Below are 14,724 nucleotides of genomic sequence, written 5' to 3'. Positions count from 1 at the left end.
CTCAGTCGGCGGTGATGTTCTGCTGCTTGGCCAGCTTCTTCCAGCGCTCCACGTCTTCGGCGATGACCGTGCCGAACTGCGCGGGCGTGAGCGGCGTGGCAATGGCGCCTTCGCGCAGGAAGTTGGCCGTGATCTCGGGCTTGGCCAGGATCTTGTTGACCGTCGCATTGAGCTTGGCGACCACCTCGGGCGGCGTGCCCGCGGGTGCCAGCAGGCCCCACCAGAGCTCGAATTCGTAGCCGGGCACGGCGGTGGAAAGCGGCGTGAGGTCCGGCGCGATCGGGCTCGGCTTGAGGCTGGTGATGCCGACCGCGCGCAGCTTGCCGGCACGCACCATCGGCAGCAGCGACGGCCCGCTCGAAATCAACAGCTGCGTCTGGTTGCCCACGAGGTCGGTCACGGCCGGGCCCATTCCCTTGTAGGGAATGTGCGCGATCTGCAGGTCGCCCACCTTGGCCTTGAGCAGCTCGGTGCCGAACTGGTTGACGCTGCCCGTGCCGGACGACGCATAGTTGTACTGCCCCGGCTTCGCCTTGATGGCCGCGATGAGCTCGGCCGGCGTCTTGGCCGGAAACTCGTTGTTCACCGCGACGATGAACGGCCCCTTGGCGAACATGGCGATGGGCGCGAAGCCCTTGACCGGATCGAACGGCAGCTTCGACTGCACGGCCGCATTGGTCGTCATGCTCGACGACACCGCCATCAGCGTGTAGCCGTCGGGCGTGGCCCTGGCGACCTGCCCGGTGCCGGTGTTGCCGCTCGCGCCGGGGCGGTTGTCGATGATCACCGGTTGCTTGAGTTCATCGCCCAGCTCCTTGGCCACCTGCCGCGCAAAGGTGTCGTTCGAGCCGCCTGCCGGATAGGGCACGACGATGGTGATGGTCTTGGCCGGATACGCGGCCTGCGCGAATGCGCTGCCGCTCACGAAGCAACCGCTGGCGACGGTCGCCACAACAAGCGTGCGCAGGCGAAACAACGGGGAAATCTTCATCTGTCTTGTCTCCTGATTTTTTTTAAAGGAAGCGGAACGCTCAGCCCGGCAACAGCCCCAGGCTGCGCGCGCTCGCGACGATGGCGCGTGCGCGGATCACGAAAGGGATGTCGATCATTTTTCCGTCGACCACGTAGGCGCCCACGCCCTTGGCATCGGCGTCGCGGGCGGCCTCGACCACCTTGCAGGCGTGAGTGATTTCTTCGTCGGTGGGCCGAAACACCTCGTTGACGATCGCGATCTGGCTCGGGTGGATGCAGGTCTTGCCGAGATAGCCGAGGTTGCGCGACAGCATGGCCTCGGCGCGGAACCCTTCGGCATCGCGGATGTCCGCGAACGCGCCGTCGTAGGCGTAGACGCCCGCCTCGCCCGCGGCAATGCGCATCGCGAACATCGCCTGCTGGATCGCGGCCGGCTCGCGACGCGCGATGCCCAGCGGTTCGAACAAATCGCCCAGCCCCAGCTGCAGACCCGCCACGCGCGGATGCGCCATCGCAAGCTGCGCGGCGGTGCGCAGTGCCGAAGGCGCCTCGATGTTCAGCAGCAGGCCGATGGGCGTGCGCACACCGTTGGCCTGCTCGGCGCGCTCGATGGCCTCGACCGCGGCACGCACATGCGCCGGGCTCTCGGGCTTGGGAATGTTGACGAGGTGCACGCCGGGTTGGGCAACCGCCGCAATGTCGTCCGCGAAATGCGGCGTGTCCATCGCGTTGACGCGAACGATCACGGTCTTGCCCGATGCGGCCGGCTCGCCGCTCTGCAGCAGTCGGCGAACGGCATCGCGGGCCTCGCCCTTGCGAGGCTCGGACACCGCATCTTCCAGGTCGAAACACACGCCATCGGCCGCACCGCCCAGGGCCTTGGCGAACAACTCGGGGCGCGTTCCGGGAACGAACAGTTTGCTTCTCATGCGCCGCAGTGTGCGCAGCGCATGAGAAAAGAAAAACACATGCTTTCTATGATCAGTTCATAGAAAATCTATCTTCATGGAAACCGCCTACCTGCAAAGCTTTCTCCTGGTGGTGGAGTCGGGCTCGATGTCCGAAGCGGCACGCCGGCTCGACCTGACACCCGCGGCCGTGGCACAGCAGATACGCACGCTGGAGCGCGAGCTCAACGCGCCGCTGCTGGCGCGCGCGGGCCGCACGGTGCAGCCGACCGAGGCGGGCCACCTGCTGGTGCAGCGTGCGCGCAACCTGCTGCGCGAGGTGGGCGATATCAAGACGCTGTTGAACAGCGACGCGGCCGGCGGCGAGCTGCTCATCGGCACCATCAACACGGCCATCCACAGCCTGCTGCCCGACATCCTCGCGCGCTTCGTGAAGACGCATCCAGGGGTGAAGGTGTTCCTGCAATCGGGCACGACGGCCACGCTTCACAAGGCGGTGCAGCAGGGCGAGCTCGATGCGGCCGTGTGCCTCTATCCACCGTATGCACTCGCCAAGACCTTCGACTGGTCGCTGCTGCGCGAGGAACCGCTGGTGCTGCTGGCGCCCAGCCGGCTCGCCAGGCGCGATCCGCACGAGTTGCTGCGAACCTCGCCGCTCATCCGCTACGACCGCGCGCTCGGCGGCGGCAAGCAGGCCGACCGGTACCTGCGCACCGCGGGCATCGTGCCGCAGGAACGCTTCGAGCTCAGTTCGCTGCTGGCGATCGCGATGATGGTCGACCGGGGGCTGGGCGTTTCGCTGGTGCCCGACATCGCATCGCCGCTGCTCGAAGGGCAGCGCGTCGCGAAGATTGCGCTGCCGCTGCCTTCGGAGCCGCGGCGCTTCGGCATCCTGTGGCTGCGCGCCTCGCCCCGGCAGCGGCTGATACGGGGGTTCGTCGACAGCGCGGAGATCGTCGTTGCGGGGAAGCGGTCAAGGCCTCGCTGAAACGCTCCCGAGGATAAAAAAAGGGCCGCCCTGGGCGACCCTCCGTGTCCGCATGGCCGGGGCGATTACTTCTTGTCGCCGCCCGGCACCTTGCCTTCGACGCCCTTGACGTAGAAGTTGATGCCCGTCAGGAACTTGTCGTCGGCCACCGCGTCCTTGGCGACCACTTCCTTGCCGTCCTGGCCGAGGATCGGGCCCTTCCAGATCACGAAGCTGCCGTCCTTCAGGCCCTTCTTCACTTCCTCGACCTTGGCCTTGGTTTCGGCCGGCACGTCCTCGGCGATCGAGACGAGGTCGATGGCGCCTTCCTTCACGCCCCACCAGGCCTGGCCGGTCGCCCACTTGCCGTCCAGCGCGTCCTGCGTGGCCTTGATGTAGTACGGCGCCCAGTTGATGGTGGCCGAGCCCAGGTGGGCCTTGGGGCCGTAGGCGGTCATGTCCGAATCCCAGCCGAAGGCGCGCTTGCCCTTCTCTTGTGCGGTCTTGAGCACGGCGGGCGAGTCGGTGTTCTGGAACAGCACGTCGGCGCCGCCGTTGATGAGCGCAGTGGCCGCTTCGGTTTCCTTCGGCGGGCTGAACCATTCGTTGACCCACACGACCTTGGTGGTGATCTTCGGGTTGACCGACTGCGCGCCCAGCGTGAAGCTGTTGATGTTGCGCAGCACTTCGGGAATCGGCACCGAGCCGACCACGCCCAGCGTGTTGCTCTTGGTCATGGCACCGGCAATGACGCCGGCCATGTAAGCGCCTTCATAGGTGCGGCTGTCGTAGGTGCGCATGTTGTCGGCCGTCTTGTAGCCGGTGGCATGCTCGAACTTCACGTCCTTGCTGTCGGTCGCGACCTTGAGCATGGGCTCCATGTAGCCGAAGGTGGTGCCGAAGATCAGCTTGTTGCCCTGGCCGACCATGTCGCGGAACACGCGCTCGGCATCGGCGCCTTCGGGCACGCTTTCCACGAAGGTGGTCTTGATCTTGTCGCCGAATTCCTTCTCGAGCGCCTTGCGGCCGTTGTCGTGCGCGAAGGTCCAGCCGCCGTCGCCCACCGGGCCGATGTATGCGAATGCGATGTTGAGCGGCGCGGCCGGGGCCGGTGCGGCTGCAGCGGGGGCCGGAGCAGGCGCGGGGGCCGCGGCCGGTGCTGCCGCTTCTTCTTTCTTGCCGCAGCCGATCAGGGCCGCCGAAGCGACCGCAGTGAGGGCAGCCAGCTTGAGCAGGGAGCGCTTGTTCAGATCATTCATTGTCGGAAATCCTCGGTAAGGACAGGTTGGCGGGAAAACGAAAAACGCGATTATGAGCCGGGGTAGAACGGTTTCCCTATGGAAGCCGGCATGTTGATGCGAATGAACGCCGGGTTGCGCGAGATCAGCGCCAGCACCACGATGGGCGCGATGTACTGCAGCATGCTGAGGAACTGGGGCGGTACGTCGACGCCGCTGCTCTGCAGGTGGAAGCCCAGCATCGAGACGCCGCCGAAGAGATAGGCGCCCAGCAGCACGCGAATCGGCCGCCAGGTGGCGAAGGTGGTGAGCGCCAATGCGATCCAGCCGCGGCCCGCCACCATGCCTTCGACCCACAGGGGCGTGTAGACGGTAGAGAGGTACGCACCCGCCAGCCCGCAGAGCGCGCCGCCCGCAATCACCGCCATGAAGCGGATGCGCCGCACCGGATAGCCGAGCGCATGCGCCGACTCGGGCGATTCGCCCACCGAGCGCAGCACGAGGCCCGCGCGCGTGCGGTACAGGAACCAGATGAGTCCGAAGGTCAGCACCACCGCGAAATACACCATCGGGTGATGGCGAAAGAGTGCGGGGCCGACGAGCGGAATGTCGGCCAGAACGGGAATCGCGTAGCTCGCGCTTTCCGGCAGCTTGGCTTGCACGAAGTTGATGCCCGCAAAGGCCGAGAAGCCCACGCCGAAGAGACTGAGCGCGAGACCGGTCGCGTACTGGTTGGTGTTGAGCCAGATCACCAGCACGCCGAAGAAGGCCGCGAGCACGGCGCCCGCCGCCATGCCGGCCAGAAAGCCGAGCCAGGGGTTGCCGGTGATCACCACCGTCGCAAAGCCGGCGATGGCGGCGCAAAGCATCATGCCCTCGGCGCCGAGGTTGACAATGCCGGCCTTCTCGTTGATCAGGAGGCCCAGCGCCGCGATCGCGAGCACGGTGCCCGCGCTCAATGTCGAGCCGAGGAGGAGTGCGTAGCTGTCCATGTCAGTGGCTCCAGCGCTGGTGGATGTTGTTGTTCGAGTGGGTACGTTCGGGGCGCGTGCACAGGCCACCGGGTACTCCCCTCCGCGAATGTCCCCCGGCTTCGCCTCCTCCTTGATTTCGCTGCGGGGAGCACCCGATGCCCTGTGCACCTGGGCACGCTGCTGGTGTGCGACGGTTCATTCAGAGCGCTCCTTCGGTCGGGCGCGCAACAGGCGCGGTCAGCGGCGTGCTGGCTTGCAGCGAACTCGTGCTCAGGACGGCTTTCGCGGCTGCCTTGCGGCGGACGCGGTAGGCGATGAGCGTGTCGCAGGCCAGCAGCGTGAACAGCAGCAGCCCCTGGAACACGCCGGTCAGTGACTTCGGCAAACCGAGGCGCGATTGCGCCAGTTCGCCGCCGATATAGAACATGCTCATGAGAATGGCCGAGAACACCATGCCCACCGGATGCAGCCGCCCCACGAAAGCCACGATGATGGCCGCGAAGCCGTAGCCCGCCGGCACATAGGGCGTGAGCTGCCCGAGCGGCCCCGCCACTTCGAGCGCGCCGGCCAGGCCCGCCGCACCGCCCGAGGTGAGCAGCGCGATCCACACCGCGCGCCGTGCCGAGAAGCCGGCATAGCGCGCCGCCGCCGGCGCGAGTCCGCCGACCTGCTGCGCGAAGCCCGCGCGCGTGCGGAACAGGAACACCCACAGCGCGCCCACGCCCACCAGCGCAATGATCAACCCGATGCTCACGCGCGAGCCCTTGAAGAGCCGCGGAATCTGCGTGACGGCCTCGAAGGTCTTCGACTGCGGGAAGTTGTAGCCGTTCGGGTCCTTCCACGGGCCGAAGACCATGTAGCTCAGCAGCAGCGTGGCCACGTACACCAGCATCAGGCTCACGAGGATTTCGTTGGCGTTGAACTTGTCGCGCAGGAACGCCACGATGCCCGCCCACACCATGCCGCCGAGCGTGCCCGCGACGAGGATGGCCACGACGATCCACGAACCCGTGTTCTTGTCGGCCAGCAGCGCCACGCCGCCCGCGACGATGGCGCCGAACACGAACTGCCCTTCGGCGCCGATGTTCCACACGTTGGAGCGAAAGCACACTGCGAGGCCCAGCGCAATGATGAGCAGCGGCGTCGCCTTGATCATCAGTTCGCCGAGCGCGTAGCCGTTCTTGATGGGCTCGTAGAAGAACACCATCAGGCCCTTGACCGGGTCCTTGCCGAGCGCGGCGAACAGCGCCACGCCGATCAGCACCGTGATGAGCAACGCCAGGATGGGCGAGGCAAAGGTCCAGAAGCGCGAAAGCTCCGGGCGGGGTTCGAGCTTAAGCATGGGCGGCCTCCCCGGCCTTGTGTTCTTGCCAGAGGCCGCTCATCCATTCGCCGATCTGCGGCAGCGTGGCCGCGGCGCGGTCGATGGAGGGCGAGAGCCGGCCCTTGGCGATCACGTGCAGGCGGTCGCTGATGTCGAACAGCTCGTCGAGCTCCTCGCTCACCACCAGCACCGCGCAGCCGGCATCGCGCAGCGCGAGGATTTCGCCGCGGATGAGTGCGGCCGCGCCCACGTCCACGCCCCAGGTCGGCTGAGAGACGATGAAGAGCTTGGGGTTGGCGTCGATCTCGCGGCCGACGATGAATTTCTGCAGATTGCCACCCGAGAGCGAACGCGCCGCCGCGCGCGGCCCGCCGGCCTTGACGTTGAAGCGCTCGATGATCGATTTGGCGTGCTTCTCCAGCGTCGAGGTGCTGATCCATCCGCCCTTGCCCACCGCATTGCTGCGCGTGAGCAGCAGGTTGTGCGCGAGGCCCAGCGTGGGCACCGCGCCGCGGCCGAGGCGCTCCTCGGGCACGAAGTGCAGCCCCAATGCGCGGCGCGCGCGCGGCCTGAGCCGGCCGGTGGGCTTGTCGAACACCTGGACCATCGAAGCATCGGCGCGCACGTCTTCGCCCGAGAGCGTGTAGAGCAGTTCCTTCTGGCCGTTGCCCGAGACGCCCGCAATGCCGACCACTTCGCCCGCGCGCACGTCGAACGAGATGGCGTCGAGGTCGACGCCGAACTGGTCTTCGCGCGCCAGCGTCAGTCCCTTCACGCGCAGCGCCACCGCGCCCGCATGCACCGGGCGGTGCTGCAGCGCCGGCGGCTCGCTGCCGATCATCAGGCGCGAGAGCGAGGCGTTGCTTTCGTTCTGCGGATTGCACACGCCCGTGACCTTGCCGCCGCGCAGCACGGTGCAAGCCGTGCACAGCTCGCGGATCTCATGCAGCTTGTGGCTGATGTAGAGGATGCTGCAGCCCTCGGAAGCCAGCTTGTTGAGCACCGTGAAGAGCTTGATGACCGCCTGCGGCGTGAGCACCGAGGTCGGCTCGTCCAGGATCAGCAGCTTGGGGTTGGTGAGCAGCGCGCGGATGATTTCCACCCGCTGCATCTCGCCGACCGACAGCGTGTGCACCGGGCGCGAGGGATCGATGTCAAGGCCGTATTCGCTGGCCTTGGCGGTGATGCTGCGGGCCACCTCGACCAGCTGCAGTGACTTGTCCAGGCCCAGCCACACGTTCTCGGCCACGGTGAGCGTGTCGAACAGGCTGAAGTGCTGGAACACCATGCTGATGCCCAGCGCCCTCGCCTGCTGGGGGTTGCGCAGGGTGACGGCCTGGCCGTCGAAGGTGACGGTGCCTTCGTCGGGCTTGACCGAGCCGTAGATGATCTTCATCAACGTCGATTTGCCCGCGCCGTTCTCGCCGAGAACGGCATGGATTTCGCCGGGAGCCACGGCCAGCGAGATGTCGCTGTTGGCCACCACCGCGGGATACCGCTTGGTGATGTGCGCGAGCTGGAGTCTGGGGGTTGTCATGCCGGGTTTCGTGGGTTTGTCTCGTTCAACAGCAACAAAGCGGGAACAGCTATCAGTTTAAGAGCACTGACGGCTGTTACCGCGACCATCGGCGCCCGACGGCGCTGCAAGTTCAGTGTCCGCCGATGTAGGCGAACTTGAACAGGAAGATCGCCGCGATCACCCACACCATCGCATGCACTTCCCGTGCCCGGCCGGTGCACAGCTTCAGCACCGCGTAGGTGATGAAGCCGAAGGCCAGGCCGTTGGCGATCGAGTAGGTGAAGGGCATGGCCAGCGCGGTCACCGCGGCGGGAATGACCTCGGTGGTGTCTTCCCAGTCGAGTTCGACCAGGTCGCGCAGCATCAGGCAGCCCACGAAGAGCAGCGCCGGTGCGGTGGCGTAGGCCGGCACCGAGCCCGCGAGCGGCGAGATCATCAGGCAGGCCAGGAACATCACCGCCACCACCACGGCCGTGAGCCCGGTGCGGCCGCCGGCCTGCACGCCGGCCGCGCTTTCCACGTACGCGGTGGTGCTCGAGGTGCCGAGCAGCGAGCCCGCAAAGATGGCGCCGCTGTCGGCCAGCAGCGCCTTGTTCATGCGTTCCATCTTGCCGGGCACCAGGAGCCCCGCGCGCTTGGCCACGCCCATCAGCGTGCCGGTGGCGTCGAACATCTCGACCAGGAAGAACACCAGCACCACATTCAGGATGCCGCCCTTGAGCGCACCGAGGATGTCCAGCTGCATGAAGGTGGGTGCGATCGATGGCGGCGCATCGAACACGCCATGGAACTTGTTGCCGCCGAAGAAGAACGACAGCACCGTCACCAGCATGATCCCGATCAGGATCGCCCCTCGCACCTTCAAGCGGTCGAGCGTCACGATGACCAGGAAGCCCAGCGTGGCCAGCACCACCGGCGGCGAGTGCAGGTCGCCCAGCGTGACGAAGGTGGCGGGCGATGCGGCGACGACACCCGCGCTCTTGAGCGCGATGAGCGCGAGGAACATGCCGATGCCCACCGTGATCGCCGTTCGCAGCGACTGCGGTATGCCCGCGATGAACAGTTCCCGCAACCCGGTGACGGTGACGATGAGGAACAGGCACCCCGAGATGAACACCGCCCCCAGCGCGACCTGCCATGTGTAGCCCATGCCCAGCACCACCACGTAGGCGAAGTAGGCGTTCAGGCCCATGCCCGGCGCCATGGCGATCGGGTAGTTGGCGTACAGGCCCATGATCAGCGTGCCCAGTGCCGCGATCAGGCAGGTGGCCACGAAGACCGCACCCTTGGGCATGCCCGCATCGCCGAGGATCGTGGGGTTCACGAAGATGATGTAGGCCATCGTGAGGAAGGTGGTGAGCCCCGCGATGACCTCGGTGCGCACCGTGGTGTTGTGCGCACTGAGCTTGAACATGCGCTCAAGCAGGCCCGAGCCGCTTGCGCTGCCCACAGCCGCACGCGGACGCGCGGACTCGACATGCCCCGGGATGCGGGGCTCGGCGCCTTTGGGCGCCTGTTCCAACGTACTCATTTCGCTTGTCTCCAGCTGTTGTAGTGGCGGTTTCATCGTTGCCCCGCTCACGACGCCGGCGCGAACGGGGGTTTCTCAGGGGTCCGGTCTTTCAGGGGTGGCGGGCAGGCGGGATGCGCCAGGTATCGCGGAAGACGCAGGCCGCAGCGAGGCCGCCACGTCCTTGATGCATTCGCGGAGCCACCGCGCCGAGCTCGACGAATGGGTGCGTTCGTGCCAGAGCTGGTAGTACATGAGGCGCGGCAGCGCCACCGGGCAATCGAGGATCTTCACCGGCAGCCGCGCGGCGAAACGCTCGCAGTACTGGCGGCCGGTGGTGAGCACCAGCAGGCTCGAGGCCACCATGTCGGGGATCAGGCTGAAGTGCGCGCAGCGCGCGGTGATGTTCCGCTGCCGGCCCAGCTCGTCGAGCATCTGGTCGATGATGCCGCGCCCCCCGGGGTGCATGGGGGTCGGCGCGATGTGCTCGGCCGCGAGCCAGGTCTCCAGGTCCCAGCCGCGGCGCACCGCCGGATGGTCCTGGTTGACCAGCGACACCACCTCGTCGCCGAAGAGCCGCGCCATGTGCAGGTCTTCCGGGGGCTTGAGCCAATTGCCGATCACCAGGTCGACCTGGCCGAGCGCGAGATGCCCGTGGTAGTCCGAGTCGGGCGAGAGCGCGTGGATCTCGATCTGGCAGAGCGGCGCCTCGCGCTTCACATGCGCCACCAGCATCGGCAGGAAGAGCGGGTCCATGTAGTCGCTCGCCGCGATGCGGAAGGTGGTGGCCGCCGATTGCGGCTCGAAGCCGCGCGCATCGGAGAACAGCATCTCGGCCGCACGCAGGATGCTGGCCGCGGGCTCGATCATCCGCAGCCCCGCATCGGTGGGCACCATGCCCGAGCCCGAGCGCACCAGCAGCGGGTCGCCCGAGAGTTCGCGCAGGCGCTTGAGCGCAGCCGAGACGGCCGGCTGGTACATCCCCAGGCGTATGGCGGCGCGCGAGACGCTGCGGTCGGTCAGCACGGTGTGCAAAACCCTGATGAGGTGCAGGTCGATCTTGTCGAAAAGCGCTTGGTCTCTCATGGCTGTTCACACCTTTGTTGTCTGTGCGAACAGTTATACAGCGCAGCATTTGGCGAGACCGGGTGGAGGAGTGAAGCTCGGACCGTGCGAGCACGGCCCGTTTTCATTCGACCGATGCGGATTCCACCGTCTGCACGGCGGTGATGGCACGAAGAATCGATTCGCTCGTGGCCGGTGCCTTCAGCGGCGGATCGGTCCGGTGGCCACCGGCCGCCGACACCGCATCGCGGATCGCAAAGAACACCGAGAACGGCAGCAGCAGCGGCGGCTCGCCCACGGCCTTGCTGCGGTGGATCGAGTCCTCGAAGTTCTGGCCTTCGAACAGGCGCACGTTGAAGACGGGCGGGCAGTCGTTGGCAGTCGGAATCTTGTAGGTGCTGGGCGCATGCGTGGTGAGCTTGCCGCTTTGCGGATGCCACACCAGCTCCTCGGTGGTGAGCCAGCCCATGCCCTGGATGAAGGCGCCCTCGACCTGGCCGATGTCCACGGCGGGGTTCAGCGACTTGCCCGCGTCGTGCAGGATGTCGGCGCGCAGCAGCTTCCATTCGCCGGTGAGCGTGTCCACGACCACTTCGCTCACCGCCGCGCCGTAGGCGTAGTAGTAGAACGGGCGGCCCTGCATCTTGTCCTTGTCCCAGCTCAGGCCCGGCGTGGCGTAGAAGCCGTCTGACCAGAGCTGCTTGCGGTCGAGGTACGCCTCGCCGACCACGGTGCTGAAGGCCAGCGAGCGGCCGTTGACTTCGACCTTGTCGTTGGCAAAGCGCACCTCGCTCGCCTTGCCGCCATGGCGTTCGGCGGCGCTCTCTGCGAGGCGCTCGCGGATCTGGCGCGCCGCGTCCTGCGCGGCCTTGCCGTTCAGGTCGGCGCCGGTCGATGCGGCGGTGGCCGAGGTGTTCGCCACCTTGGTCGTGTCGGTCGCGGTGACACGCACGCGCTCGAAGCTCACGCCCAATTCGTGCGCCACCACCTGGGCCACCTTGGTGTTCAGGCCCTGCCCCATCTCGGTTCCGCCGTGGTTCACCAGGATCGAGCCGTCGGTGTACACATGCACCAGCGCGCCGGCCTGGTTGAAGTGCTTCACGTTGAAAGAGATGCCGAACTTGAGCGGCGCCAGCGCCAGGCCGCGCTTGAGCACCACGCTCTTCGCGTTGAACGCCGCGATGTCTTCGCGCCGCGCGCGGTAGTCGCTGCTGGCCTCCAGCTCGGCCACGAGTTCATGGACGATGTTGTCGGTCACGGTCTGGCGGTACGGCGTGACGTTGTTCTCCGCCTTGCCGTAGAAGTTGACGCGCCGTACGTCGAGCGGGTCGCGCTTCAATTCACGCGCGACCGAGTCCATGATGTTCTCGATGGCAATCGCGCCCTGCGGCCCGCCGAAGCCGCGGAACGCGGTGTTGCTCTGCGTGTTGGTCTTGCCCGAGAAGCCGTGCATCGCCACGTTGGGCAGCCAGTAGGCGTTGTCGAAGTGACAGAGCGCGCGCGTCATCACCGGGCCCGAGAGGTCGGCCGAGTGGCCGGCGCGCGAGACCATGGTGATCTCCGCGCCGAGGATGCGGCCTTCGTCGTCGTAACCCACGTCGTACTCGTACCAGAAGCAATGGCGGCGGCCGGTGATCATGAAGTCGTCGTCGCGGTCCAGGCGCAGCTTCACGGGGCGCTGCAGCTGCCGCGCCGCGATGGCCGCCACGCACGCGAACAGCGCCGACTGCGATTCCTTGCCGCCGAAGCCGCCGCCCATGCGCCGGCATTCGACATGCACCTCGTTCGACTGCAGGTGCAGCGCATGCGCCACCAGGTGCTGCATCTCGCTCGGGTGCTGCGTGGAGCAGTGGATGTGCAGCGCGCCGCCTTCCTTCGGAATGGCGTAGCTGATCTGGCCTTCGAGGTAGAACTGCTCCTGCCCGCCCACGTCGAGCGTGGCACTGTGGCGATGCGGCGCCTTGGCGATGGCGGCGCGCACAGCGGCCTCGTCGCCTTCGTTGGCGCTGCCGCCGCTGCGCACGATGTGCATCGGCGGCACCACGTACTGACCGCGCGCATGCGCATCCTGCGGCGTGACAACGGGCGGCTGCGCCTCGATCGTCATCGCGTCCTTGGCCTTGGCGGCGGCACGGCGCGCAGCCTCGCGCGTTTCGGCGATCACCGCGAACACGGGCTGGCCGAGGTAACGGATCTCGCCGCCATCGTTCACGGGCAGCAGGATCGGGTCGTCGTGAACGATCGAGCCGCAATCGTTGGTGCCGGGAATGTCGTCGGCCGTCAGCACCGCGACCACGCCGGGCATCGCGCGGATCACGTCCAGCGACAGCGCGGTGACGCGGCCGTTCGCAACGGGCGAGAGCCCGAGCGCGCAATGCAACGTGCCGGTGAGCTCGGGAATGTCGTCGATGTAGGTCGCTTCACCCGCCACGTGCAGGTGCGCCGACTCGTGCGGCCGGCTGATGCCGACGCGCGCGCCGAGGTCGTGCGCGACCGCTTCGGCCGCGGGGTCGATCCGCGCGGCGGTGTTCTTCAGGTAATCGGCAAAGGCCTCGGCGGGCTGCAGCAGGCGGGCGTCGATGGGCTTGTTCATGGTCAGACTCCTTCCGCCTGCGCTTTGGCAGAGGCATGAGGCATCACGCTCCAGACGCTGGTTTCTTCGAGCGAAAGCGCGTCTTCGGTGCGGGTTTCGAGCCAGAGGCGCTGGATCAGGTTCTGCGCCACCTGCAGCCGGTAGTCGGCCGAGGCGCGCATGTCCGACAGGGGCTTGAAGTCCTGCGCCAGCGCGAGCTTGGCGGTGGCAACGCTCGATTGCGTCCAGGGCTTGCCGACGAGGGCGGCTTCCGCGTTCGCCGCGCGCTTGACGGTCGCGGCCATGCCGCCGAAGGCCAGGCGCACAGCCTTCACCGTGTCGCCGCCCTCCTCCAGTTCGATCGCGAAGCCCGCGCACAGCGCAGAGATGTCGCAATCGAAACGCTTGCTGATCTTGTAGGCACGCACCTGGCGGCGCATGGCAGCCAGCGGAATCGCCAGCCCCTGCACGAACTCGCCGGGCTGCAGCTGGTTCTTCATGTAGTCGATGTAGAAGTCGGGCAGCGGCATGCGGCGCACCACATCGCCGCGGCGCAGCTCGATCTGCGCATCGAGCGACATCAGCACCGGCGGCGAATCGCCGATGGGCGAGCCGTTGGCCACGTTGCCGCCCATGGTGCCCGCGTGGCGGATGGGCGGGGAAGCGAAGCGCAGCCACACGTCCTGCAGGCTGGGCACGCGCTGCACGAGCGCTTCGAAGGCGGATTCGAGCGAGGCGCCAGCGCCGATGTAGAGCTCACCGCCTTCGTCGTTCTCGCGCGTTTCGATGGTCTTCATCTCGGCCACGTCGCCCACATAGATGATGTCGCCGAGGTCGCGGAACTGCTTGTTGACCCAGAGGCCGACGTCGGTGGAGCCGGCGAGCAGCTGGGCGCGCGGCTTCTGCTCGCGCAGTGCGGCAAGCTGGGCAATGGTCTTGGGGGCGTGGAAGTGGTCCATGCGGGCGCCGAGCGGCGCCGCATAGTCGAGCCCGTCGTTCTGCAGCGCGGTGAGCGCGGCCACCACGGGCCGGGTGTCGAGCCGCACGCTCGGCAGGTCGAACATGCGCTGGCCCGCATCGAGGATCGGCCGGTAGCCGGTGCAGCGGCAGAGGTTGCCCGAGAGGTCGTCGGCCAGTTGCTGGCGCGTGGGCTGCGTGCCCTCGGCCTGGTGATGCTCGTAGGTGGACCACAGCGACATCACGAAGCCCGGCGTGCAGAAGCCGCACTGGGAGCCGTGGCAGTCGACCATCGCCTGCTGCACCGGATGCAGCGTCTGGACGGGGTGCTTCTTGTCCGGCGACGGCGGGGCGGCGCACTGGGCCTTCAGGTCTTCGACCGTGAAGAGCGCTTTGCCGTGCAGCGTGGGGAGAAACTGGATGCAGGCGTTGACCGTCTGCAGTTGCAGCCCGCCGACCGCGCCGGGGGCGTTGGCGTCGGTCGCCAGCTCGCCGATCACCACCGTGCAGGCGCCGCAGTCGCCCTCGTTGCAGCCTTCCTTGGTGCCGGTGCAGTGCGCGTCCTCGCGCAGCCAGTCGAGCACCGAGCGCGTCGGGTGCACGCCGCTCACGTCGACGATCTTGCCGCGATGGAAAAAACGGACGGGCTGGATGTTGTTTGGCTCTGTACTCATGCTCTTCGGGTTCGTGGGCGGCTCGGTGTTTCCGGCCAAGCCTG

Annotated in this window: 11 protein-coding genes; 1 reads left to right on the top strand and 10 read right to left on the bottom strand. The window is 67.1% G+C overall.

The genetic code is table 11. From position 1 onward, the window contains the following. Window position 1: 1 nt before the first annotated feature. Window positions 2-991 (bottom strand): tripartite tricarboxylate transporter substrate binding protein, encoded by a 990-nt coding sequence (locus M2282_RS10125; RefSeq protein WP_280808643.1) that lies wholly within the window; start codon window positions 989-991, stop codon window positions 2-4. A gap of 40 nt (window positions 992-1,031) precedes the next feature. Further along, window positions 1,032-1,901: an HpcH/HpaI aldolase/citrate lyase family protein gene (locus tag M2282_RS10120; RefSeq protein ID WP_280808642.1), complete on the bottom strand. Its 870-nt coding sequence runs from the start codon at window positions 1,899-1,901 to the stop codon at window positions 1,032-1,034. 76 nt (window positions 1,902-1,977) lie between these two features. On the opposite strand from M2282_RS10120, the gene M2282_RS10115 reads away from it, so the two are divergent. Further along, window positions 1,978-2,868, top strand: a complete 891-nt coding sequence (locus M2282_RS10115) for a LysR substrate-binding domain-containing protein (protein WP_280808641.1) — start codon at window positions 1,978-1,980, stop codon at window positions 2,866-2,868. A gap of 65 nt (window positions 2,869-2,933) precedes the next feature. On the opposite strand, the gene M2282_RS10110 is transcribed toward M2282_RS10115, so the two are convergent. From M2282_RS10110 to xdhA, 8 genes are all read right to left on the bottom strand, one after another. Then, window positions 2,934-4,106, bottom strand: a complete 1,173-nt coding sequence (locus M2282_RS10110; protein WP_280808640.1) for a BMP family ABC transporter substrate-binding protein — start codon at window positions 4,104-4,106, stop codon at window positions 2,934-2,936. 50 nt (window positions 4,107-4,156) lie between these two features. Beyond that, window positions 4,157-5,077, bottom strand: a complete 921-nt coding sequence (locus tag M2282_RS10105) for an ABC transporter permease (protein WP_280808639.1) — start codon at window positions 5,075-5,077, stop codon at window positions 4,157-4,159. 181 nt (window positions 5,078-5,258) lie between these two features. Then, window positions 5,259-6,401 carry an ABC transporter permease gene (locus M2282_RS10100; protein WP_280808638.1) on the bottom strand — a complete coding sequence of 381 codons (1,143 nt, stop codon included), beginning with the start codon at window positions 6,399-6,401 and terminating at the stop codon, window positions 5,259-5,261. Next, window positions 6,394-7,920, bottom strand: a complete 1,527-nt coding sequence (locus M2282_RS10095; RefSeq protein WP_280808637.1) for an ABC transporter ATP-binding protein — start codon at window positions 7,918-7,920, stop codon at window positions 6,394-6,396. The genes M2282_RS10100 and M2282_RS10095 overlap by 8 nt, the downstream gene beginning before the upstream one ends. Before the next feature lie 112 nt (window positions 7,921-8,032). After that, entirely contained in the window at window positions 8,033-9,433 is a 1,401-nt protein-coding gene (locus tag M2282_RS10090; protein ID WP_280808636.1) for an NCS2 family permease, read from the bottom strand. A 75-nt stretch (window positions 9,434-9,508) separates the two neighbouring features. Then, entirely contained in the window at window positions 9,509-10,498 is a 990-nt protein-coding gene (locus M2282_RS10085) for a LysR family transcriptional regulator (RefSeq protein ID WP_280808635.1), read from the bottom strand. A 103-nt stretch (window positions 10,499-10,601) separates the two neighbouring features. After that, window positions 10,602-13,070 (bottom strand): xanthine dehydrogenase molybdopterin binding subunit, encoded by a 2,469-nt coding sequence (xdhB, locus tag M2282_RS10080; protein WP_280808634.1) that lies wholly within the window; start codon window positions 13,068-13,070, stop codon window positions 10,602-10,604. Window positions 13,071-13,072: 2 nt separating this feature from the next. Continuing rightward, entirely contained in the window at window positions 13,073-14,680 is a 1,608-nt protein-coding gene (gene xdhA, locus M2282_RS10075; RefSeq protein WP_280808633.1) for a xanthine dehydrogenase small subunit, read from the bottom strand. Window positions 14,681-14,724 lie beyond the last annotated feature (44 nt).

Origin of the sequence: Variovorax boronicumulans, from assembly GCF_029892485.1 — a bacterium.
GTDB lineage: Bacteria > Pseudomonadota > Gammaproteobacteria > Burkholderiales > Burkholderiaceae_C > Variovorax > Variovorax boronicumulans_B.
The sequence above is the reverse complement of the archived record's forward strand: the minus strand, read 5'-3'. Positions and strand labels throughout refer to the sequence as shown.

Excerpts from the sequence above, each read along its gene's own strand:
- M2282_RS10110 (WP_280808640.1), bottom strand. The coding sequence starts at position 4,106 with ATGAATGATCTGAACAAGCGCTCCCTGCTCAAGCTGGCTGCCCTCACT.
- xdhB (WP_280808634.1), bottom strand. The coding sequence starts at position 13,070 with ATGAACAAGCCCATCGACGCCCGCCTGCTGCAGCCCGCCGAGGCCTTT.
- M2282_RS10095 (WP_280808637.1), bottom strand. The coding sequence starts at position 7,920 with ATGACAACCCCCAGACTCCAGCTCGCGCACATCACCAAGCGGTATCCC.
- M2282_RS10105 (WP_280808639.1), bottom strand. The coding sequence starts at position 5,077 with ATGGACAGCTACGCACTCCTCCTCGGCTCGACATTGAGCGCGGGCACC.
- M2282_RS10120 (WP_280808642.1), bottom strand. The coding sequence starts at position 1,901 with ATGAGAAGCAAACTGTTCGTTCCCGGAACGCGCCCCGAGTTGTTCGCC.
- M2282_RS10085 (WP_280808635.1), bottom strand. The coding sequence starts at position 10,498 with ATGAGAGACCAAGCGCTTTTCGACAAGATCGACCTGCACCTCATCAGG.
- M2282_RS10115 (WP_280808641.1), top strand. The coding sequence starts at position 1,978 with ATGGAAACCGCCTACCTGCAAAGCTTTCTCCTGGTGGTGGAGTCGGGC.
- M2282_RS10090 (WP_280808636.1), bottom strand. The coding sequence starts at position 9,433 with ATGAGTACGTTGGAACAGGCGCCCAAAGGCGCCGAGCCCCGCATCCCG.
- xdhA (WP_280808633.1), bottom strand. The coding sequence starts at position 14,680 with ATGAGTACAGAGCCAAACAACATCCAGCCCGTCCGTTTTTTCCATCGC.
- M2282_RS10125 (WP_280808643.1), bottom strand. The coding sequence starts at position 991 with ATGAAGATTTCCCCGTTGTTTCGCCTGCGCACGCTTGTTGTGGCGACC.
- M2282_RS10100 (WP_280808638.1), bottom strand. The coding sequence starts at position 6,401 with ATGCTTAAGCTCGAACCCCGCCCGGAGCTTTCGCGCTTCTGGACCTTT.